At 44.6% G+C, this 22,890-nt stretch carries 19 protein-coding genes; 12 read left to right on the forward strand and 7 right to left on the reverse strand.

Annotation, left to right across the window (positions count from 1 at the left end; all coding sequences use genetic code 11):
• Positions 1 to 161: 161 nt before the first annotated feature.
• Genes kaiC through QEP08_RS02230 form a run of 4 tightly spaced genes read left to right on the forward strand, consistent with a single transcriptional unit; the run spans position 162 to position 4,273 of the window.
• Complete coding sequence (kaiC, locus tag QEP08_RS02215; protein WP_285055215.1) at positions 162 to 1,907, forward strand: circadian clock protein KaiC; 1,746 nt, start codon at positions 162 to 164, stop codon at positions 1,905 to 1,907.
• A gap of 11 nt (positions 1,908 to 1,918) precedes the next feature.
• Positions 1,919 to 2,197, forward strand: a complete 279-nt coding sequence (kaiB, locus tag QEP08_RS02220; RefSeq protein WP_285055217.1) for a circadian clock protein KaiB — start codon at positions 1,919 to 1,921, stop codon at positions 2,195 to 2,197.
• Entirely contained in the window at positions 2,197 to 2,511 is a 315-nt protein-coding gene (locus QEP08_RS02225) for a circadian clock KaiB family protein (RefSeq protein WP_285055219.1), read from the forward strand. Before kaiB ends, QEP08_RS02225 begins: the two co-directional genes overlap by 1 nt.
• Before the next feature lie 16 nt (positions 2,512 to 2,527).
• Positions 2,528 to 4,273, forward strand: coding sequence for an ATP-binding protein (locus QEP08_RS02230; protein WP_285055221.1), 1,746 nt, complete (start codon positions 2,528 to 2,530; stop codon positions 4,271 to 4,273).
• 4 nt (positions 4,274 to 4,277) lie between these two features.
• Here the strand turns inward: QEP08_RS02230 and QEP08_RS02235 are convergent, their stop codons facing one another.
• The 4 genes from QEP08_RS02235 to QEP08_RS02250 form a co-directional block, all read right to left on the reverse strand.
• Positions 4,278 to 6,449 (reverse strand): pyrroloquinoline quinone-dependent dehydrogenase, encoded by a 2,172-nt coding sequence (locus QEP08_RS02235; RefSeq protein ID WP_285055222.1) that lies wholly within the window; start codon positions 6,447 to 6,449, stop codon positions 4,278 to 4,280.
• A gap of 43 nt (positions 6,450 to 6,492) precedes the next feature.
• Positions 6,493 to 7,341 (reverse strand): sugar phosphate isomerase/epimerase family protein, encoded by an 849-nt coding sequence (locus tag QEP08_RS02240; RefSeq protein WP_285055224.1) that lies wholly within the window; start codon positions 7,339 to 7,341, stop codon positions 6,493 to 6,495.
• Positions 7,342 to 7,414: 73 nt separating this feature from the next.
• The gene (locus tag QEP08_RS02245; RefSeq protein WP_285055225.1) at positions 7,415 to 8,047 is read right to left on the reverse strand and encodes a DsbA family oxidoreductase; all 633 of its coding nucleotides are present in this window, start codon (positions 8,045 to 8,047) and stop codon (positions 7,415 to 7,417) included.
• A gap of 49 nt (positions 8,048 to 8,096) precedes the next feature.
• Positions 8,097 to 8,648: a hypothetical protein gene (locus QEP08_RS02250; RefSeq protein WP_285055226.1), complete on the reverse strand. Its 552-nt coding sequence runs from the start codon at positions 8,646 to 8,648 to the stop codon at positions 8,097 to 8,099.
• A 53-nt stretch (positions 8,649 to 8,701) separates the two neighbouring features.
• Between QEP08_RS02250 and tam the strand changes: the two genes are divergently transcribed.
• Positions 8,702 to 9,496 (forward strand): trans-aconitate 2-methyltransferase, encoded by a 795-nt coding sequence (tam, locus tag QEP08_RS02255; RefSeq protein WP_285055227.1) that lies wholly within the window; start codon positions 8,702 to 8,704, stop codon positions 9,494 to 9,496.
• A 135-nt stretch (positions 9,497 to 9,631) separates the two neighbouring features.
• The gene (locus QEP08_RS02260; RefSeq protein ID WP_285055228.1) at positions 9,632 to 11,059 is read left to right on the forward strand and encodes a Gfo/Idh/MocA family protein; all 1,428 of its coding nucleotides are present in this window, start codon (positions 9,632 to 9,634) and stop codon (positions 11,057 to 11,059) included.
• A gap of 59 nt (positions 11,060 to 11,118) precedes the next feature.
• Here the strand turns inward: QEP08_RS02260 and QEP08_RS02265 are convergent, their stop codons facing one another.
• Entirely contained in the window at positions 11,119 to 11,883 is a 765-nt protein-coding gene (locus QEP08_RS02265) for a peroxiredoxin family protein (RefSeq protein WP_285055230.1), read from the reverse strand.
• A 66-nt stretch (positions 11,884 to 11,949) separates the two neighbouring features.
• On the opposite strand from QEP08_RS02265, the gene QEP08_RS02270 reads away from it, so the two are divergent.
• The 3 genes from QEP08_RS02270 (at position 11,950) to QEP08_RS02280 (ending at position 16,748) form a co-directional block, all read left to right on the forward strand.
• Positions 11,950 to 12,306: a gamma-glutamylcyclotransferase family protein gene (locus QEP08_RS02270; RefSeq protein WP_285055232.1), complete on the forward strand. Its 357-nt coding sequence runs from the start codon at positions 11,950 to 11,952 to the stop codon at positions 12,304 to 12,306.
• 160 nt (positions 12,307 to 12,466) lie between these two features.
• The gene (locus tag QEP08_RS02275; RefSeq protein WP_285055234.1) at positions 12,467 to 12,934 is read left to right on the forward strand and encodes a rhodanese-like domain-containing protein; all 468 of its coding nucleotides are present in this window, start codon (positions 12,467 to 12,469) and stop codon (positions 12,932 to 12,934) included.
• An 88-nt stretch (positions 12,935 to 13,022) separates the two neighbouring features.
• Positions 13,023 to 16,748: a tetratricopeptide repeat protein gene (locus QEP08_RS02280; protein WP_285055236.1), complete on the forward strand. Its 3,726-nt coding sequence runs from the start codon at positions 13,023 to 13,025 to the stop codon at positions 16,746 to 16,748.
• A 58-nt stretch (positions 16,749 to 16,806) separates the two neighbouring features.
• Here the strand turns inward: QEP08_RS02280 and QEP08_RS02285 are convergent, their stop codons facing one another.
• Positions 16,807 to 17,415: an FMN-binding negative transcriptional regulator gene (locus QEP08_RS02285; RefSeq protein ID WP_285055238.1), complete on the reverse strand. Its 609-nt coding sequence runs from the start codon at positions 17,413 to 17,415 to the stop codon at positions 16,807 to 16,809.
• Positions 17,416 to 17,547: 132 nt separating this feature from the next.
• Between QEP08_RS02285 and QEP08_RS02290 the strand changes: the two genes are divergently transcribed.
• The 3 genes from QEP08_RS02290 to QEP08_RS02300 all read left to right on the forward strand — a co-directional run bounded on the left by QEP08_RS02290 (position 17,548) and on the right by QEP08_RS02300 (position 20,601).
• Complete coding sequence (locus QEP08_RS02290; protein ID WP_285055240.1) at positions 17,548 to 19,263, forward strand: sensor histidine kinase; 1,716 nt, start codon at positions 17,548 to 17,550, stop codon at positions 19,261 to 19,263.
• Positions 19,260 to 20,018 (forward strand): LytR/AlgR family response regulator transcription factor, encoded by a 759-nt coding sequence (locus QEP08_RS02295; protein WP_285055241.1) that lies wholly within the window; start codon positions 19,260 to 19,262, stop codon positions 20,016 to 20,018. The genes QEP08_RS02290 and QEP08_RS02295 overlap by 4 nt, the downstream gene beginning before the upstream one ends.
• A gap of 82 nt (positions 20,019 to 20,100) precedes the next feature.
• The gene (locus tag QEP08_RS02300; RefSeq protein WP_285055242.1) at positions 20,101 to 20,601 is read left to right on the forward strand and encodes an ExbD/TolR family protein; all 501 of its coding nucleotides are present in this window, start codon (positions 20,101 to 20,103) and stop codon (positions 20,599 to 20,601) included.
• Positions 20,602 to 20,620: 19 nt separating this feature from the next.
• Here the strand turns inward: QEP08_RS02300 and QEP08_RS02305 are convergent, their stop codons facing one another.
• Positions 20,621 to 22,843, reverse strand: a complete 2,223-nt coding sequence (locus QEP08_RS02305) for an outer membrane beta-barrel protein (protein WP_285055244.1) — start codon at positions 22,841 to 22,843, stop codon at positions 20,621 to 20,623.
• Positions 22,844 to 22,890: the final 47 nt, after the last annotated feature.

The following is a 22,890-nucleotide window of genomic DNA, read 5'->3' on the forward strand; positions in this document are numbered from 1 at the left end:
CTGAAACAGTTGGATCATCTATTTTGGGCGCATTTCTATTATTTGCTGATAGCCAGTTATTTCTAAACTTTAAAACATTTCAGCACTCCTTATTGTTCCAATACTTAATTTAGCAAGGTTATAAGATATCTATAACGCATTACAAGTATTGGGGAACATTTATGTCAAAAAAAATTGCGCATTTAAAAAAATCAGCTGATCAGACCGAACTGCAAAAAACACCTACCGGAATACCTGGTCTTGACGAGGTCACACTAGGTGGGCTACCTACCGGAAGACCCACGCTGATTTGCGGCGGACCAGGTTGTGGCAAAACCTTATTTGCCCTGGAATTTATAGTTAGAGGAGCTGAACAGTACAATGAACCGGGAGTTTTTATAGCCTTTGAGGAAAAACCTGATGAGCTGTCGGCTAACGTTACCTCACTTGGTTTTGATCTCGAACAGCTGCAAAAGCAAAAGAAATTAAAAATAGATTATGTCCATGTTGACAAAACTGAGATAGAAGAAACCGGGGAATACGACCTGGAAGGCCTTTTCATCCGCCTGGGCTACGCTATTGACAGTATCGGTGCAAAGCGGGTAGTGCTGGACACTATCGAGAATTTGTTTTCGGGGTTAACCAATGAAGGAATCCTAAGGGCTGAGTTAAGAAGACTTTTCAGCTGGCTCAAAGAGAAAGGTGTTACAGCAATAATTACCGGTGAAACAGGAGAAAAGACACTAACCAGGCAAGGACTGGAGGAGTATGTTTCGGACTGCGTCATTCTGCTTGATCACAGGATCATCAATCAGATCTCAACCCGTCGGTTGAGGGTCATTAAGTACAGGGGCACTATGCACGGTACAAATGAATATCCTTTTCTTATAGATGAAGAAGGAATCTCGGTATTGCCCGTCACTTCATTGAAACTTAATAAGCAGGTTTCAACAGGGATCGTTTCTTCTGGTATCAAGCCTCTCGACAGCATGCTTGGAAAGGGAGGTTTTTATAAAGGGAGCAGTGTTCTGGTTTCCGGAACTGCGGGTACGGGTAAAACCAGCTTCGCTGCAAGTTTTATTGATAAAGCCTGTGAGAGAAAAGAACGGAGCCTGTATTTTGCATTTGAAGAATCACCCAATCAGATCATCAGAAATATGAGGTCTATCGGGATCGATCTGCAAAAACACATCGATAAGGGCTTATTGGAGTTTTATGCCTCCAGACCTACCTTGTATGGATTGGAGATGCACCTGGTATCTATACATAAGGCCATTCGTAAATTTAAGCCACAGGTAGTAGTGCTTGACCCGATCACTAATCTGATCACTGTCGGGTCAGTTAGTGATGTGAAATCCATGCTTGTCAGGTTAATTGATTTTCTGCAATCTGAGCAGATTACAGTAATGTTTACCGCGCTGTCGCTGAACACCATTGTGAGTGATCAGACAGATGAAGGGGTGTCCTCGCTGGTCGATGCCTGGTTGCTCATCAAAGATATTGAGCTGAATGGAGAACGTAACCGGGGATTGTATGTAATCAAGTCCAGGGGCATGCAGCATTCTAACCAGATCAGGGAATTTATAATCACTGATAATGGTCTGGATCTGGTGGATGTATACCTCGGACCGGAAGGAGTGCTCGTTGGTTCTGCGAGGGAGGCACAGAAGTTGCTGGAACAAACAGGACAGGCGCTTCATACTCATGCCATCAGCCGCAAGGATCGCGAACTGACACGCAAGCGCAGATTGCTGGAGGCGCGGATAGAGAGCCTGAAAACAGAATTTGAATCAACTGAAGAAGAACTCAACAAGGTTTACATTGAAGAAGATATAAAAAGGGGAATTGCACAGGAAACGCGTCAGTTCATGACAGAGTTTAGAGAAGGTAAGAAGGAAGCCATAAAAGGAAACAAAAGTAATAAGTAAGGGGAACAGGTTTGGAACAGAAATATGAATTGAGGCTATATGTAGCCGGGAAGACTCAGAAATCAGTAACTGCACTGAGCAATTTGAAGAAATATTGCGAAGAGCATATGAAAGGTGAATACCATATAGAAGTGATCGATTTGCTTGTTCATCCTCAGCTCGCTGAGGGGGATCAGATCCTTGCGATACCTACATTGGTGAAAAAGGTGCCAGAACCGGTACGCAAGATTATCGGCGATCTTTCTAATCAGGAAAAAGTGCTTGTAGGACTAGACATCCGGCCAAGATAATGGGATATAATGAGGAGAAACAATCGAATTGGGATGGCCGGGAAAACCCGGTTTACAAATTAAGATTATTTGTAACAGGAACTTCTGCCGTATCAGTAAGGGCCATCAATAACCTCCAGAGTATTCTGAATGAATACCTGACTGACCGCTATGAACTGGAAATCATTGATGCCCATCAGCAGCCGCTGCTGGTAAAGAGCGAAAATGTAACAGCTGTTCCCATGTTGATAAAATCGTACCCGGATCCTAAAAGACGTTTGATAGGTGATATGTCTGATAAATTGAAAGTTTTAAGAGGATTAGGCTTAACTTGATATTAAAATTTAGCGATTGAAAGACAACAGATCACATACGGAACTATTGGCGGAGCTGGAAAGATTAAGGGCCGAACTTCGAGGTAAAGAAATTGAGCTTGAGGAGGCTGCTGATATTATAAATGCCATTAGAAACGGTGAAGTTGATGCGCTTGTGATGAAATCAGATCATGGGCACCAGTTATTTACACTTAAGAGTGCCGATCAAACCTACCGTATTTTTATAGAGCAGATGACTGAAGGCGCAGTGACATTAAACCCATCCGGAAACATTTTGTATGCCAATTCCCAGTTTGGTGCCCTGCTTGATACCCCATTGGAAAAAATTACCGGTAATGCATTTGTTAATTTCATAGCAGAGACAGACAGATTGTATTTTGAAAGTTTATTTGAGCGTTCATGGCAGCACAATAGCAAAGGTGAGCTCAGTCTGTCTGGCATCCATGGCAATTTGGTGCCCGTACAGATCTCCTTAAACATACTGAGTCTTGATGAAGGAATGTCTATGAGCATCATCCTTACAGATCTCACTGAACAAAAGAAAAGTCAGCGTATGCTGTACCAAAAAAACGTAGAACTGGAAGCTGCCCAGGCACTCACCAGAAAATTTAACCTGCATCTTGAAGACACCGTAAAACTGCGTACAAAGGATCTCGAAAACAGCATCTACCAGAAAAATTTAATTGAAAAGGAACTGCGCAACAATCAGGAGCAGTTGACGCGTGTGCTGGAAACTATGGCCGAAGGGGTAACCATTATTGATTTTGGAGGCAATGTGATCTATGCAAATCCTATGGCAAAGAAAATTCTCGGATTGAAGGATGATGAAAACATCAGAAATATTTACAATGATACCAGCTGGACCAATGTTACACTTGATGGAGACGTTTTACCGGAAGATAAACACCCGGTGGCCATCACTTTAAGTGGAGGTCAACCGGTGTATGACTATGAGATCGGCATACAGCCGGCAGATGGCGAGCGGTTTTATATCTCAATAAATGCGGCGCCCGTCAGAGATGAAAAGGGGAAGGTCACTTCCGGTATTGCAACTTTTATGGATGTAACGCACCGTCGCAAGGTCTTTGACCAGAAAGACGAATTTATCAGTGTGGCCAGTCATGAGCTCAAAACGCCTATCACCAGTTTAAAGGCGTCCCTTCAGTTGCTGAGGAGATTAAATACAGGAGCAGAGTCTGAACTATTTCATAAATTAATGGAGCAGGCCAACAAGAGTATGAACCGCGTGAGTGTATTGATAGAAGATTTGCTAAATGCTTCAAAATTTACAGGCGGACAACTTCATTTGAATAAAAAAGTCCTTAACCTCTATGAACTCATCGCCAGTTGCTGTGACGAATTTAGACTGGAAGATCAATATCACATCACAATGAGCGGGGATAAGAACTTTGACGTTGAAGTCGACGCCTACAAAATTGAGCAGGTGCTCATCAATCTTATCAACAATGCGATCAAATATGCCAACGGGTCTTTCGAGATCCTGATCAATGTAGAGCGCTCCGGAGCTGTGGCAAAAGTAGCTGTGACAGACAAGGGACCTGGTATACAGCCAGAAGTCATCCCTCATCTATTTGAAAGATATTACCGCGTAGATCCCACCGGCAGGCAATATTCCGGACTGGGACTGGGGCTTTATATCAGTTCAGAGATCGTCAAGAAGCACGGTGGTCAGATCGGGGCAGAAAGTGAACCCGGAAAGGGGAGTACATTCTGGTTTACCCTTCCCTGCCTGTCTGAATAATGGACTATTTTAGGGCGTAGGCTACATAACTGTCGCCTTTTTTTGTGCCGAGTTTACCTCCTCCGCATGCAATTACAACGTACTGTTTTCCATTAACCTCATAAGTAGCGGGGGTGGCATACCCAGCGGCCGGCAGTTCAGTTTCCCAAAGAATCTCTCCATTTTTTTTATCAAACGCACGAAACATCCCGTCCTTTGTAGCGGCTATGAACAGCAGTCCGCCGGAGGTGACCACTGGTCCGCCGTAATTTTCAGTTCCCGTTGGTGCGATGCCCTTTGCCGTAAGTTCTTTTAGTTCACCCAGTGGCTTTTGCCACAGGTGTTTCCCGGTATTCAGGTCTATGGCAGTCAATGTGCCCCAGGGAGGGTTGATAGCAGGATAACCGTTATTGTCCAGGAATTTATTGTAGCCATCAAATTTATATGGATTATCGGTAACAGCTGTTTTGCGTCCTGCTGATACCGATGCCGCCTCAGTCTTTTCCTCGTTGTACAGAAAATCAATAATGGCTTGTTTCTGCGTTGCAGAGATGGAAGTAAAGCCTGGCATCATGCCTTTTCCGGTAGCGATCAGTCTGCCGATTTCTTTCCGGTCTGCCCGCGCCCTTATATTAACAAGAGAAGGATAACCGCTGGTTGGATTGCCCTTCAGCTGCGGACCGTGACAGCCAATGCATAGATTATTGTATAGCAGATGTCCCGCAGTCAGATCACTTTGATCATTAGTTTGCTTCCTGCTCAGGCTAAACAACCATGGCATCTCATTGGAATTCACATACATGATCCCATTAGGGTCTGCCGCCGCACCGCCCCATTCTGCGCCACCATCAGCACCAGGAAGTAAAATGGTCGGTACAGATAAACTTAAAGGCTTGTAGACCCCTTTTTTTGCTTTGCGAAATATTTCCAGCAGCTCGATTCTGTTTTCAGCCATTGTACTGATGTCCTTCTCAGAAATTGTCTGCCTTGCAAACGGCGCCGGAACTCTTGGGACCGGTTGTGTAGGCCAGGTTTTTTCCCCCGGCACGTCAGAAGTCGGAAATGGTTTCTCATCAATTGGGAACAGTGGCTTGCCGGTAGTTCGTTCAAAAAGAAAGACATAACCATGTTTAGTCACCTGCGCCACCGCGTCGGTAGTTTTTCCTTTGTGTTTTACCTTCACCAGATTGGGTGGGGCGGGCAAGTCCCTGTCCCAGACATCATGATGTACGATCTGGTAATGCCAGATGTATTTGCCCGTCCGGGCGTTTAAAGCCAGCAGGCAATTGGCATACAGATTTTTACCTTTTCGGTTGCCGCCATAGAAATCAAAAGCAGCCGAACCAGTTGGCACAAACAAGATTTCCCTTTTGCGGTCTATGGCCATGCCCGACCAGTTGTTGGCCGCGCCCACTTCGCCTTTTTTCTTTACATCTGCAGGCCAGGTATCGGCACCCGGCTGTCCCGGATCGGGGATAGTTTTAAATACCCAGACCAGTTTTCCGGTTTTCACATTAAAAGCCTGAATATAACCCATAGCCGCACCATCCTCTTCACCTAATCTGAGTGGCATCACAATGAGGTCTTCAAATAAAGTCCCCGGCGTATTGGAGATGACAAACCTGTCCCTGGCGCCGGCTTCCAGTCCGCTTTTCAGACTCACCGCCCCATGGTCTCCAAAAGACATTATAGGTTCTCCGGTTTCGGCATCCAAAGCATAAAGAGAAGAATTATAGGCATAAAGTATGCGCTTATCTAATCCCTCCTGCCAGTAGGTTACACCACGGTTGGTATTTGAGGTAACTTCACCTTTCTGTATATATTTCCATTTCTCTTTTCCTGTAGCAGCGTCGAGGGCAAAAATCTGGTTAGTTGCCGTTACACCGTACAGCACATTGTTGACAATAATCGGGTTGCACTGTACCTGACCAGAATCCGCGGACTTGTATTCCCAGACCTTTTGAAGCTTAGAAACATTGGTGGTATTGATCTGTGAAAGCGGAGAGTAGTGGTTGCGGTCCGGCCCCCCAAGATATTCTGACCATTGCTTTTCATCCGCAGGTGCTTTAGTTTTTATAGTAGCACTATGAAAAACAAATACCGCTGAAATTCCGGCAAGAAGAACGTAGTTATAATGAGGCCATCTTTTCATCGAGTGCGGTCTGGGTTGTGGTTCTTCTCCAACCATGCCCTCCATTCTGCGCGGTTTACAGGATGTACAGTTTGTATCTCTTCCATTGTTAATTGACGGTATTAAAATGCTGAACAGCCGCTTTCACGATTTTCTGGTTGTCTTCCATATTGTGCTCGCATTCCACATGCGCATATCCGGAAAATTTTTGTCGCCTCAGTTCTTTGACCACTGCCGGATAATCTATTGATCCTGTTCCAAGATCTACATCTGTTTCATGATCTGACTTGTCAATGTCTTTCAGATGAATGCCTATGATGTGACCATCCAGCATTTTGAGGCATTTTACCGGGTCAAGACCGCTTCTTACCCAGTGACCGAGATCGGCGCAGGCACCAATATTTTTATGACCCTTGATTGCCGCAAGGACTGAATCCGGATGCCAGTAGATGCTGCTCCCTTTTTTATGCTCATGAATGGCTATTTTGATATTGTAGATCCCAGCCAGACTGTCTATTGTGTTCCACTGCGACTTAGACGGTTCACAGACCAGGTATTTAATACCCAGTTCACGCCCCATATCAAAAAACTTCTTCCATTCTGTAGCATTTTTTGCATCAGAAACATATATAGACGACATAGAGAGGCCATTGTCCTTCAGCATTTTTTTTACTAAGGCAACTCCGCTTGCGTCCAGGCCCCCCATTGTTTTATTGTCAAAATCTGGTCCCATATTGTGAAAGGAAAATCCCTCGACAAACTTTACCTCAGATTCTTTTGATAAAGAGAGGGCTTTCCTGAAGGGGTAACGGTTGAATGAATACAGCGCGATGCCTGTTTTCCATTTTTCATTTTTTGAAGCTTTACCGTTTGTGCTTTTAGCTGTGAAAGCCATGACGATTATCGCAGTAAATGCTAATGCAAGTACTGCTAGAAGGTAATTTGATATTCTGCGCATAATAATCGGATGAACATATTAAAGGTTGGTCCTTTATAAATATACAAAATCCTCAGCATAACTTACTTTCTTTTTAGCCTGCCCAGGCTTGCTGCAAGGCGCCCAGAAAAGTTTCAGGCGGTTGCGCACCTGATACGCCAAGTTTTTGGTCGAATACAAAAAAAGGTACACCTCTTACGCCAATGTTTTGTGCGGTCTGCTCATCATAGCGTACCTCGTCGGTAAAGTCAGTACCACGCAGCATCGTCTCTACTGTTACTTTATCCAGGCCTGCAGCCGTGCCTATTTCTACCAGCGTCTGATGGTCGCTGATATCTTTGCCACCGGTAAAAAAAGCTTCAAATAAAAGTTCTTCAATAGCATCGCCAAGCCCTTCAGTTTTAGCAAGCTGGATAAGGCGGTGGGCATCAAAAGAATTGGCCACCACAGAAATACCAAGGTTAAACTTCAGCCCAACCTCTGCTGCGGTCAGGGTCACATTTTCATGCATTTCTTCCGCCCACTCCCGAGGTCGGCCATAGCGGTCGGCCAGATAATCCACGGGATCGGCGTCTGGTTTGGTTTCTGCATTTGGATCCAGCTCAAAGCTGTGCCACTCTACTTCAACCTGGTCCTTGTGTTCAAACTGAGCCAGAGCAGTTTCAAATTTTCTTTTTCCTATATAACAGAACGGGCAGCGCACGTCCGACCAAATGTCAACTTTCATACAGGCAAAGGTAAAACCACAGTTTCGTTCACACACACAATCACCGATATTATGATGTTGTCGTGATGGAAGGAAAGTATTTCCAGTCCGGATGTTCGCGGTAAGGGATGTTATGATCAGCGGTCATTTTTTTAATACCCTGTTCCAGTTCCATACTGAATTTTGGGATGCCGAGGATCTGGTCATTATCGAGTTTGATCATGAAGTAGGCGTAGGTCTCAGAGACCATTAAGAATGAAGAGAACGGATAACCGGCATCACCACTTTCTGTACCAATGTACAAATGGTCATCGTTGATCTCCAGGTTTATGGCTGAACCGGCTAGTGAAGAATAGTTCTTTCTGATAGATCTTCTGAGCGCTCTTTTGTAAGCAAGCCTGGTATACCAATTGCCAAAAAAAAGGTACAACACCGCGATAGCGAGAAAAGTAAAACCAATAAAAAGATCTTTAAATATAAAGCCTCCTATACCTATTATAGCAGTCATCGCAATGACATACCAAAAGGACCTTTTCCTTTTCGCAATTTTCTTTTCATTGGTGGAGATGTCATAAAGCAGCGGATTTAGAATATCGTCTAGTGAGAGCTTATAAGTATACATGGATGTTGATTTTGCTGCAATATAATGCGTAATTTGGTAATAATATAATCATTATGGAGCTACCTGGGAAAACCAAAGCCGACACCTGGTCTGCCGGACAATACACTAAATTTGAGAAAGAGCGGAACCGGCCGGTCAAAGATTTGCTTGCCCATATTTCAACTGACCGGGTAAGAAAAGCAATCGACATCGGATGCGGACCGGGAAACTCAACAGAACTGATCCGTCATCAGTACCCGGACGCTTTAATATCTGGCATCGATAGTTCCCGGGATATGATCAGCGCAGCCCGCAAAAGACTGCCTGGCATTTCCTTTGAAATTGCCGACATTTCGAACTGGCAAACAGAAGACAAATATGACATCATTTTGGCCAATGCTGCACTGCAATGGGTGCCGGATCATGCGCAGCTGTTCCCCCGGCTGATTGCAAAATTAACAGAAGGCGGAAGCCTGGCGGTGCAGATGCCCGATAATTATAATGAACCGACACACCGCTTAATGCGTACAACCGCTGCAGAAGGTCCCTGGGAAAAAAAAATTGAATATGCAGCAGAAAGAGTTGCGCGCCAAAGCCCCGATTGGTACTACCAAATCCTAAAGCCCGAAGCCGCTTCGCTTAACATCTGGCGAACCACTTATTATCATCCACTGTCCGGAGGTGCAAAGGCAATTGTAGAATGGTTCAAAGCAACCGGGCTGCGCCCGTTTCTTGATCCCTTAGATGCCGGCGAGCAAACCGCATACCTGGATGCCTACACTTCAGCAATTGAAAAAGCTTACCCGGCTTATGCTGACGGAAGCGTTTTATTGCCATTCCCCAGATTGTTTATACTGGCGACACGCTAGTCTTTTTCAAAAGTTAATCTAACGCAAACGTTTGTGCTTCTTTTGATTCTGGTAATGGTTTTAAATTTGATAATTTAGTTTTGTTAATCTGGGAATCAACACCGGACTTTTTTTTAACCAGCCAAAACTCATAAAATGAAACCAAACCGCAGAAAATTTTTACAGCAGCTTGCCTTAGGAACAAGCGCCATGGCCGTAGGCCTGCCATCTTTTGCAACAGAAGGCACAAATAAAGAGGAAATACTATCAACACCAGAACATCGCAGCAGCGCCCCAGGGTTTAACATGAGCGGATATGCTGCGCCAAAGATAGACAAAGTAAGGATCGGTATTGTTGGACTGGGAATGAGGGGCCCGGGTGCGGTGAGCAGAATGTCGATGATAGAAGGCGTAGAAATTAAAGCACTTTGCGACAAGCTTCCGGAAAGAGCGACAAAAGCACAAAAATATTTAACAGATAAAGGATTGCCAAAAGCAAAAGAATATTCAGGTGAAAACGGCTGGAAAGAGATGATAGAGAAGGAAGACCTGGATCTGATCTATTCCTGTACTCCATGGTATCTGCATACCCCAATAGCTGTGTACGCCATGGAACACGGCAAGCACGTCGCAACAGAAGTTCCGGCAGCGCTGACGATTGATGAATGCTGGCAACTGGTACAAACCTCAGAAAAGACCAGGAAGCATTGTATGATGCTTGAAAACTGCTGCTATGACTTTTTTGAAATGCTGACCCTGAACATGGCCCGTCAGGGATTGTTTGGAGAGCTGGTCCATGCGGAAGGTGCATATATCCACAATTTGCTTGACTTGAATTTTGATAAAAATGGCTATTATGACATGTGGAGGCTCAAACAAAATATCGGAAGCAGCGGGAACTTGTATCCTACACATGGTTTGGGACCGATTGCGCAATGTTTAAACATCAACCGGGGCGACAAAATGGACTACCTGGTTTCGATGTCGACCAATGATTTCCAGATGGGAAAAGAAGCAGAGGAAAGAGCGAAAAAAGACGAGTTCTACAAGCAGTTTGTAGGCAAAAAATACCGGGGCAATATGAATACGACCACTATCAGGACAGCCAAAGGCAAGACGATGATGATCCAGCACGATGTGACCTCACCAAGGATCTATTCCAGAATCCATTTGTTAAGCGGAACAAAGGGTTTTGCCAGTAAGTGGCCGGAACCAGAACGCATATCTTTCGGCGAAGAAAGAGTCAAAGAAGCCGATTTGAAAGAATTATATGAGACCCATACACCACCACTAATCAAACACGTAGGCGACATCGCAAAAAAAGTTGGCGGCCACGGCGGTATGGACTTCATCATGGACTGGCGCCTGATAGATTGTTTAAGGAACGGCCTTCCGTTAGATCAGGATGTTTATGATGCTGCAGCATGGAGCTGCATCCTTCCTTTAAGTGAAAAATCAGTGGCCAAGCGCTCTTCGAGTGTAGATGTGCCCGATTTTACCAAAGGATCCTGGACCAGTAACAAGCCGGTAAACCTGACCCTTGACGGAGGTGGCAACACCACAGTGAGAAGTATAAAATCATAATCCTTGTAAATAAACTGGCAAAGCCCTGGGGAGACCCGGGGCTTTTGTTTTGCGGATGACTATAAGATCTCTTTGAAGGTTTTGTAGAGTATGCGCGGCGTCATCATCGCATTATTGGTGATTGAATAGACGATCTTATGATTTTTATCGGTGAGTACAATAACTGGCCTGTTTTCAGTTTCATATGCACTGGTTACGGCTCCCGCGTCCACAATATGCTGCGTATTTACGATCGGGTTTTTCTTGAGTGCCTCTTTGGCAACATCTGTCGGGTGGTGCGTGATCGTCAGTATTTCCAGCTTGTCTGGATTAAAGTACATGGACAACACCTCATTGACTGCCGAGTAGGCATCAGGCGTGCTCCCTGCAAAACAGCCATCACACCAGAAGATCAGCATGACTGCTTTTCCGTCAAATGATTTACGGTCAATGTCTTTATTTAAAGGCCTCAGGTCCAGTATTGCTCCTTCCTGCAGCTTCGGATTTTTCGGCCGCAATGCGCTTTTCGTAGCGGAATCTGATACAGCCTGACGTGCAGGATTTATCTTGGTTAACAGTTTTTTATACTCGCCCTGATCATTTTTTTTCCAGCCCAGCATGTACTCGTAGGTTTTCAACAGCGCCACTGCCTTCGCAGAATCGACTACATTACCAGCGCCGTCATAGAACCTGGGGTCAGTAATTTTGACGTTGCCAAACATTTTTTGAAGATCTGACCCTTTTATAGTTACTCTTGTTGTGGTCACAGTGGCGGCACGTTCGGCCTGTGCAAAAAGAGAGAAAAACAGAACAGACAAAAGCCCGGTTAAGATTAAGCGTTTCATTGAGATGGTTGTTAGAATCAGTAAGGTAATAATTCTCTACCTTTATCTCAAAAATTTTGCTGTTACATGAACGAATACCTATTCTCCTACGGAACACTTCAAAAAGATAAAGTACAGCTCGAAACATTCGGGCGGTTGCTACAAGGCTCAAACGACACCCTAAAAGGCTATAAACTATCGACCGTTAGAATCACAGATGAAGATGTGCTCAGCAAGAGTGAGCAGGAATATCACCTGATTGCTATCCCCTCAGAACAGGAAACTGATGCCATCGACGGCATAATTTTCGAAATCACACCTGAAGAACTGCTGGCAGCAGACGGCTATGAGACAGACGCCTATAAAAGGGAAAAACTGACATTCAGGTCCGGAAGAACGGCATGGGTCTATGTTGCTGCTTCTCCTGCTTCACCAGCACACTGATCAGGCAATTGTTAAAATAAGTTAAAGGGAGCGATATCTTTCGCATATTTTGTTTTTTTGATTAGGAGCAGCTGATAATTATTATCAATGGTTTTCAGAAGAAAATTGTCGATAAACTACCTTAGATGATTAGAGCTCAAAATTTCGTATCTTGGATCGTATGAAAAAATCAGCTTTTAACATTTCATTTGTTGTCATGCTTTTGTGTGTTGTCGCAAGTAAATTGAATGCCCAGGCCGTCAATCCCGGCGCGTTGCAAAGCAATCCCTGGACTGTGAATGAACTGCTGCAGCCCGGCATACTGGCCAAGATGATCAGCAGCAATCAAAAAGTACGCATTTACAACATTGGTGTAGTGCAGGACATCAAAGGAGCAATCAATGTTGGCGCTGCCAGCAAAAAAGAAAGCCTGCAAAAGTTCGCCCAGGCAATTAAGACAAGCCCGAAAGATGAAATGATCGTGGTGTATTGTGGCTGCTGTCCCTTCGATAAATGCCCGAACATCAGGCCTGCCTTTCAATTGCTCAAAGCACAGAAATTTTCAAAACCCTATTTGCTAAACCTGAGCACCAATTTAAAAACTGACTGGATCAGTAAGGGATATCCGTTGGCGAAACCAGAGCAATAAAGCGGCTGGCTCTTCTAATTATTTAAAAAAATAAATAGAAGGCAAATTCAAATTTGGTTAAAAATTTGTTTTTTTATATAATTACGCCATGAAGTTTAAATTAACATTTCTCATTTTTTTAGTGGCTCTCACTGCTCACGCGCAAACAAATTTAAATATAGGTTGGGAGTTTTTTCTTAAAAATGACCATACTAATGCGCGTTCTTTTTTCAACAAACAGACACTTAACCCCGCTACAGCCGACGAGGCGCTTGTAGCCCTGGCTATGATAGGCCAGGTTGACAGACCTGATGCCGAGGGATTTTCTTATCTCAACAAGCTGGCAGGCACATCCAAGAACCCGACGCCTTATCTGATTGCACTATGGAGCGATCCGGCCAATTATTCCGGACGCATAAAATCGGCAGAACAGCTTGAATTCTACAGGAAATTGTCTACAAGAAAAGATGTTGACGGGGCACTGAATGCAATGGCATTTTCGTTGCTGGGGGCCCATTACCAGCAGTTGAAACAATTTAAGGAAGCCGACTCCTATTTTGCAAATCTTGGCGAACTGGAGAACTGGCTGATCACGGGGGAGTATGAAAATATCTCTACCAGTGGGTTCGATAAGCAATACGATGTGATTGCCCATCCCGAGACCAATTACGTGTTTACCGGTAAAATGAATAGAAAGTTTAGCTGGAGGACGGTACCCCACATCCGTCACGATCGCTGGTTCGATTTTACATATTATAACGCCTACCACAACGCAATTCAATTTGCTCAGACCTTTCTGAATGTCCCGGAGGAAGTAAATGCACAGATCCGGGTTGGGGTTTCTGGTTCTGTGAAGGTATGGGTCAATGACCAGCTGCTAATCAGCGAGGCAGAAGAACGCAACAATGATCTGGATTCTTATATATCAAACGTCAAACTAAGCAAGGGATACAACAGGATACTGGTGCAGGTAGGAGAAAGCTACGCAGGCAGGTCGAATTTTATGGTAAGGGTAACAGACGTTAATGGCCGGCCGCTTCCTCAGCTGACCACCAGCAGTGAACCAAAGCCTTATACAAAGGCCGGTGCTTCAGTTGCGGCGTTGGTAAAATCGCCCGGGTTTCAATATTTTGAAGACGGTTTAAAAGGTCAGTCCGGAACTTACTTCAGCCAGCTGATGCTTGCTAAACTATACCTTCATCAGGGTAATATCTTCGAAGCACGCTTACTACTGGAACAGCTAAAGTCGAAGTTTCCTGAAAGCACTTATCTTAACCTTTTGCTGATCAACCTCTTTAACAAGGCTGATAACAGGACAGGGATTGAAACCTTAAACGAAGAGATCAAACAGCACGACCCGGAGTCCCTCCTGGCATTAGAACTCAAATACAATGAACATCTGTCTCAAAACGATGATGTGAAGGCTAGCGAAGTGCTGGCTAAACTCGAAAAGATTTACGGAGAAGATGAAAGTGTGCTGCTCAAGAAGCTAAATATACTTGTAAAGCAGAAGAAGGAGCCGGAGGTGATGGAGCTCGTCGAGCGTGTTTACCCTAAATTTAATAATATCCCGAAGATCGTTGAACTGAAATACCTGATAGAGTCGCAGTTCAGGAACAATCCGGATGCGATGGCCGTGCTTCAGAAATATATAGATACCAATGATGACTATGCTTCTGCCAAATACGTTGCCAAGCTCTATATTGAAAAGGGGCAGACTGACAAAGGCATTGCCATTTACCGTAAAGAAATTGAAGGAGACCCGATCGGATACGCCATTTATACCGATCTTGCCGCCATCTATACGAATCTGCAAAAATACGATGAGGCTGAAAAACTGTATAAGCAGTCGCTGGAAATAGACCCGAACAATGCGGGAGTCTATGAGGAGCTGGGTCAGTTGTACAAACTTGCAAAAGCCAAAGAAAAAAGTATTACCGCTTACGAGACCGCTTTAAGGATCAGCCCTAACAATTATGAAGCGATAAAGTCGCTTCGCGAATTGCAGGGTAAAAAATATGTTTTTGATTACTTCGTACAGCCGGATATAAAGGACCTCATCGCAAAGGCGCCTTCAAAGAGCGATTATCCGGATGACCATGTTGTCATGTTGAATAATGAAGTGCAAAAAGTTGTCTATAAGGATGGTGGTTCGGAAGAAAAACACTTCATTACCGCTAAGATCCTTACACAGACAGGCCTGGAGAACATGAAGGAATATAGCATTGGATACAATAATGATCAGAATCTGTATATAGAGGTTGCTGAAGTCATCAAAGCCAATGGAAGTAAGGTTCCTGCTGAAACCGATCAAAATCAGCTGGTATTTACAAACCTGGAAGTTGGCGATTTTGTAAACATCCGTTATAAGATGGAAAACTTCCACATTGGAGCAATGTCATCTCATTTCTGGGACACATTCTATTTCAGCGACGGGCTGCCACATGCAAACATCAAATATTCGCTGCTGGTCCACAAGGAGAAAATTTTTAAGCATTTATTCTCCCAGCAGGAAATAAAGCCAGAGAAAACTGTGCGTGACGAATTCGATCTTTATGTCTGGCAGAAGACCAGACAGCCATCACTCCGTTATGAAGACAAGATGCCGGCGATGGATGACGTTGCCAATGTCCTTTATATCTCGACGATCCCCGACTGGAATTTTATCTCTCACTGGTACGACAATATAGCTTCTGCAAAGGCCAGGAGCAGCTATGAAATTCGTAAAGTGGTAAACGACCTTTTTGCAGGTAAGCAGAGTTTGAGCCAGTTGGAAAAGGTTAAAATGATCTACAAATACATCACAACCAATATCGCCTATAGTTCAGTCGGTTTCAGGCAAAGTGGTATTGTTCCTCAAAACCCCTCTGCCGTTATTAACACCAGGATCGGCGATTGCAAGGACGTATCTACGCTTTTTGTTGCAATGTGCAAGGAAGCGGACATTAATGCTAACCTGGCATTGGCAAATACCAGGGACAGGGGGCAAAATACACTGCTGCTACCAAGTATGGAGTTTAATCATTGCATTGCGAAGGCATCCATTGACAACAAGGACTATTGGGTAGAGCTGACCTCAGGAACCCTTCCATTCAATACGTTCGGTAATTCCTTCCTGGGTTCTAATGTACTTGAAATCGGTAAACCGGAAAGCAAACTGGCTAAATTCAGTCCGGCCGAAAGAGGAAGAAACATTATGGGCTATAATACCTTTGTGAAACTGGAAGAGAAGGATATGGTCATATCTGAGAAGAATTGGAACACAGGATCTGTGAGCAGTTTCCTGAGAACCGAGTTTAGTGATCTGAGCAGCTCAGACCAGGTTAAGAAAATGAAGGAACAGCTTGCCGGTTCCTATCCGGAAAATGAGGTTAGTATACTCAAATTTACCAATCTTGATCCCAAAAAAAACTTTTCAGATACAGTGGGTACGGAGAGTGCTTATAAACTCTTAAATGTAAGTAAAACTGTAGCGGGTATGTCAATCTTTTCGCTTCCGTGGTCGGGCAAGGCGTATGCGACAAACCTGAAGATGGTTACACAGCGCTATTTTGGTATCGATTTGGTGCAGCTCTTTGGTGTGGATGAATGCAATCAGGAGCTGCTGCTCGAACTCCCTGCCGGAAAGAAGATCGTTGAAGCGGTTAAAACTGTTAAACTGAGCAATGAGTTTGCTGATTACCAGTTGCAAACTTCGGAAAGTAACGGTAAGCTCGTGCTAAAGCGCAGCTTTGTAATGAAGAAAGATTTTGTGCCTCTGGATAAGGTCGATCAGTTCAAGGTCTTTTACAAGGAGATGTGCGACATCGATGATCAGCAGATTGCAATGAAATAAATTGGGCGAAGCCGCAAGTGCAGTTTGGGTGATCTACCAGCTGCAAGACAAATAGTTTTTATTTCATTGCCCCGGCAATTTTTAATGCATCCGGATCACCGCTACCTGAAAGATTGGCAACTATCGCATCCCTGTTCTCCTGCGGATGGTTCTGGCTCAGCTTGAACACATGGTCCAGCGTTTCGACAGTAAGCTCAAAACCAGCAATAGCAGGAAGCAGTCTTTGGATATAGGCCTCATCCATTTTGTGAAATGCAGCAGGGCTGTTTGCCGGGTCTTCATATTGGTCTGTTAGCTTTTTTATCGCCTCATAAGTGCCTGCAGCATCTAAAAATTTAATACTTCCTTTGGCGTGTACGGTCATGTAATTCCATGTAGAAGCTGCAGCGGGTTTGGTATAAACTGATGCGCTGACATAAGTATGCGGGCCAGTGAAAAGGGCAAGGGCATTAGGGTTCTTCAACAATGCCTCATAATGATCCGTGTTTTTCATCATGTGGCCATGTAGCACCAGGCGGCCTTCTTTGTCTTCATTCAGCTGCACCGGAATCTGTGTCGCAACAGGAAACTCACCGTCATGACCTATCAGGGTGATGAATGGATTTTTATTCATAAACTTCAGGACTTCAGCCTGGGCCTTGGCTTTGAATTTTGCAGATTGGTACATAACAAGCTTGAGAGATAAAATGCTAATTTACAAATTCTAGCCCATTTCTGCCAGTTACTCAATCTGTATTGCCTGCCTAAGCTGTAAAATACATTTTTGTGATGTAACAATTAACCCTTATACTTAAACATCATGAAAAATTGCGCTTTACTTTTGTTTTATCTTGGCTTGCTCATCTGGAATCCCTCAAGATCTCACGCTCAGTCGGCAGACCGGTTTGGCAACAACTTTAATTTTGACTTCACGGGTATCTTTGATGGTCAAATAGCGATGAATATAATACATATACCTGATACCGCTATAGGGCAGGTATATGTAGATATGGGAAACATGGAAAACAAAATGCCTAAAAGTCCCATTCTCCTGGGTGTAAAATTAAATCCTGACAGACTATTCCGGATGCCGTTATATGTAAAGACTCTTTCCAAATCCTACCTCAGTTATTTCATCCCCGACGGATCGGACGGGGTCGTTGTTGCTATGGGAATCAACAAAAAAAATATTGCAGATTACCGCTACCGGGTCGTGGAAAATGACAGCACGGAGATCGTACCCTGGTCTAAAATCCCGAAGCTGGAACAGAACTATGGAGCCAAACAACCTTATGGCTTTATTGGCAGATTTCGGAAACCCGGCAAACTGTTACTTGTTGAAGTGAAGAATGTCAAAGATTACAGCATCAGAGAAGGGGTTATTTTCGATTGGCGTACCACTCTGAAGCCAACACTTCAGGGGATTTCCATATTTGCCAGAAGAAATGGCAGATTAGAATATGGCAAGCTGAAAGGCAGCGAATACGCAAAAGAGTTCGATCCCAAAACAAATATTCCAGCTGACTTTAAGTTTAAACAGAAAGAGATTGAAGACATCCAGTTGTTTTTCAATGATCATTTTGGTCTGCCTTACTCCATTGCACTTCGTCGCATTGACAGCGAGAATTACAAAACTGATTATCGCTTTCTTGAACTTGAGATGATAGAGAATTCCTACATGATATACAAAGACCATTTCGATTATCCCGGTAAATACGAGATCTTAGTCAATCGCGGTGACCGGTATGGTCCCCTAGCAAAAAAGGACATACTTCGCATTCCCTTCGAAGTCATGCCACAGCCTTTTCAGTTTAAAAAGCCAAGCACTGAGCAGGTCATCATTGTCGCGGTGGTCATCCTTGTTATAGGGGGGCTGATCTTCCTCCGGTACCACAAGCGGAGCAAAGAAAGGCTGCAAAAATCCGCACAGGAAAAACAACTGGCCGGACTCAAACTCAAATCCATCCGCAGTCAGCTCAACCCGCATTTCATGTTCAACGCACTCACATCCATCCAAAACCTGATCAACAAAAACAACATAGAAGACGCCAATTTTTACCTCTCTAAATTCGCTGGTTTAACCCGGCAGGTGCTGGACAGCAACAATGAAGAGCTGATCAGTCTGGAAGAAGAGGTCAAACTGCTCAATGACTACCTGCAAATGGAACGGCTCAGGTTCAATTTTAAATATGACATTCTCGTCGATGAAAACCTCAACCAGGCCAACATCGAAATCCCGGCCATGCTCCTTCAGCCATTTGTGGAGAATGCGGTTAAACATGGCATATCCGGCTTAAAAGAAATGGGAATACTCTCCATAAAAATGAAGACAGAACACAAAGATATGGTACTGAGCATCCAGGACAATGGCAAAGGATTTAACAAAAGAGCAGGCACGACTGGTTATGGCCTAAAACTCAGCGAAGAAAGGATCACGCTATTAAACCAATTGTACAAAGATCAACTATCTTTACACCTCAGCCCGGGTGATACCGGTACATTGGTGACCATACGCTTATCAAACTGGATATCATGAAGATAAAAGCCCTGATCATAGACGACGAACCCAATAATATAGAAAACCTTCAGCTCATTATTGACAAGTACAGTGCAGATGTATTTATAGCAGGTACTGCAGACAACGCCGAAGCCGGTGCTAAGCTGATCCGGGAACATGAGCCTGACCTGGTTTTTTTAGACATTCAAATGCCGGAGAAATCCGGCTTTGATCTGCTCTCCGCTCTGCCCGGAGTCAACTTTGAAGTCATCTTCATTACCGCATACGACAAATATGGCATACAAGCCATCAAGTTTTCAGCGCTGGATTACCTGCTCAAACCCATCAATATTGAAGAGTTTAAGCTCGCCATTGAAAAAGCGAAACAAAGGATACAGCTCAGCAAACAAAGCAGGAACATCGACAACCTGCTGGAGTACCTCAAAGTAGGGCAGAAGGGAAGTCCCAAAATCGCGCTGCCTACGTTAAAAGAAACCATGTATGTCAGGATCAGCGATGTCATCCGTTGCGAGGCGACCAACAATTACACCACCTTCCATTTGCAAAACCAGGAGCAGGTACTGGTCTGCAAAACACTAAAGGACTTTGCCGATCTGCTCAAACCTCACGATTTTATTCGCACACACCAATCCCATCTGGTCAATCCGCAATATGTCAAAAGCTATCTCAAAGAAGACGGGGGCACGCTGCTGCTGGAAAACCTTCAAAAAGTCCCCATCTCCAGGCAAAACAGGGAAACGGTCAAAGCAAGCCTGAGCGGGCCGGGAAGTTAAATCTCGTACCGGCAAAGACTTTTTTTAGTTATGGAATTAAGCCAGATCCTGCATCATAGTTTAAAACTAAACCAAAACGATCATGGCTGAATTAAGCTTATCCCGAACCAGTAGATCAGTACCGAAAGTAGACCTTACTGCAATGGTTGATCTGGCATTTTTTATGCTCACCACCTCGTTGTCCAAGCCGGTGGCAATGGATGTTGCCAAGCCAGACGAACCCATCAATGACAAACAGCTACCATGGCCCGCTTCCCGGACCATGACTATCCTGCTCGGCGCAAACGACAAGATCGCCTGGTACATGGGCGAACCGGGTAAAAGCACACCTACAATAGAAGACTTCAGTCAGATCAGGAAGTCCATTATTGCCAATCAGGAAATGGTTGCCAAAGCAAACCACAATGACCGGAAAAAACCATTATACATCATCATCAAACCAACCAGCGGCGCCAATTACAAAAACTTTGTCGACATCATGGACGAACTTAAGCTGGTAGATTTAAAAACAGCACCAGCTATAGATGACGATCATATCCTCAAAGAAGAGCTCGATTTCATGAAGCAAAAAGGAATCAGGTAGGAGGCAGGCGCAGGCAGTCTCAGGGATTAATTACCCTGTTCTGCTCGTCCCTTGCGCCGTTCCGGTCCCTCAATCGCTTATTGTCTTTCGCATTCCGGCTGATCCTGTAACTAAACGAAAGCATCACCGATCTGCTGTCCTTACGGTTTCGGTAGCTGCCATCAGAGCCAGTAACATTCAGGACTCTTCCCCTGGTGCGCACAGAATAAAACAAGTCACTGCCGCTCAGGCCCAATGAAGCATTGCCCTTGAACATCTGCTGTTTGATACCTGCACGCAATGCAGCGGTGCCGGAACTTGTATTTTGTCCCGAGAATGACCTGCCGCCCCAGTTCATCACAACTTCCGCAGAGCAGTCTTTGCTCAACGTAAAACGGTTGAACCAGTTAAACGAATGGGCAAAATAAACGGTATCCACACGCTTTCCGGCCAGCAATACGTCCATGTGTACCCTTTCCGGATTAACAGAAAAATCCGCATTCCACCATTTAAAAATGTCCCTGTTGTAAGTGACCATCGCACCTGTGATGCGAACATTGCCCGTATTGGCCGGACGCCTTACATAAACATCGCCCACAGGACTGATGACCTCACTGCTGACATTGGACAGCTCAGAATAATAAACAATGGTGTTCAACTGCTCCTTAAACACATGGGTCAACTCAAAAGTATTGGTGAAATCAGGCCTCAGAAATGGATTCCCGGCCACCTGGTTATAGCGCTGCACCAGCGACAGAAAAGGATTGAGCTTATCATAACCAGGCCGCCCGATTCGTCTGCCATAATTAAAGAAAAACTGGTTCCTGTTTGCAGAGTCTGGTTTAAAAGAAACAAACAATGTAGGAAATACATTCAGATAAGTTCTGTTAAAAGACGAATCAGCTGCCAGTGCGTTGCCAAGCTGGTGACCCTCAGACGCCGTCCGTTCTGCTCTCAGCCCAGCTTTCACACCAAACCTTTTGAACTCCGTATACCCCTCCAGATAAGCTGCTGCAATGCTTTCATTATACAAGAACGTATTGCTGCGGTTATAGTCCGGCTGCTCAAATGCCCTGTCGCCGGTAAAATAATCCGCTTTGTTGTCCGTGCTGACTTTGCTCATTTTCAGTCCTGTATTCAGTTTTAAACCATACTTAAGGGGTAAAGATAAATCCGTCTTTGCTGAATAAATCCCAATCTTACGCGGAAGCGTACCGCGGATTCTTTGACTGTTCAGCAGCACATCCTGCGGAGAAAAAGTGCGGTTGCCAAAGATCTGGTCAATTTGTGTCTGGTACTTACCGTAGTCCAGATCAATACTCCACTCCGTACCCAGGGAGTCAAACAGATGGACCATATTCACATTCACCAAATTGTTCCTGAACTTGCTGTTCGCGTCATTCGCAGAGTAAATGACAGAATCCAGCTGGTATACGCCACCGCGCATCAGATTACGGTTGTCACCTCTTTCGAGGAGCGAGTTGCGGTTCGTATTCCATATCACGCCAACCGTAGCTTTTTTATTGAGGTAATAATCTGCACCCAGCTTGACATTTCCCGTGTTGCGGGTATAAGCAATTTCGCTCTCCTGCTCCAGTATCGAAGCAGCTGAACCATCTGCATTCAGGAACCGTCTTAACGCCGAAGCATTTTCGAAATCCTTGGGGCTCCCTGCGCCGGCATTGGCAAACAAATTTAGCTTGCCTACCCGGTAATTCATATTCAGCGAACCATTGACCTTACGGTAAACACCCGTTCCCGCATTCGCCGAAACAGAAGCATTGTAGCCCGGTTGTTTATTCTTTTTAGTAATGATATTGATCACCCCTCCGCTTCCGGCCGCATCGTACTTAGCCGGTGGATTTGGCATCAGTTCGATTTTATCCAGCAGATCTGTGGGCAAAGACTTCAGATAAGCCACCAGATCCGTTCCTGACCAATTGGTAGGTTTGCCGTCTACGTAAATCGTAGCCCCTTTACCCATCAGGTTGATGTTCCCGTCATCAGTAGCCCTCAAACCCGGCAGGCGGCCCAGCAATTCCATGGCATCAGTGCCGGCTGCAGTCGCAAAGGCCGAAACATTGACCACGGTGCGGTCTATCTTCCGCTCGATCATTTTCTTTCGGGTATTGATATTCACTTCCTTCAATAGTTTTTCATCTGTTACCGTGTCTTTTTTAACACTATCGGTCAGTTGTTTCTTGTCCTGTGCATTTACAGCAAAGCATACAGTACACATCAGCAGCAAAAAGTATTTTCTCATAGCAATCGGTTTTGGTGATCTGCTGTCGAAATTACTTTTAGTGATGC

It is taken from the genome of Pedobacter ginsengisoli (assembly GCF_030244015.1).
Lineage (GTDB): Bacteria > Bacteroidota > Bacteroidia > Sphingobacteriales > Sphingobacteriaceae > Pedobacter > Pedobacter ginsengisoli.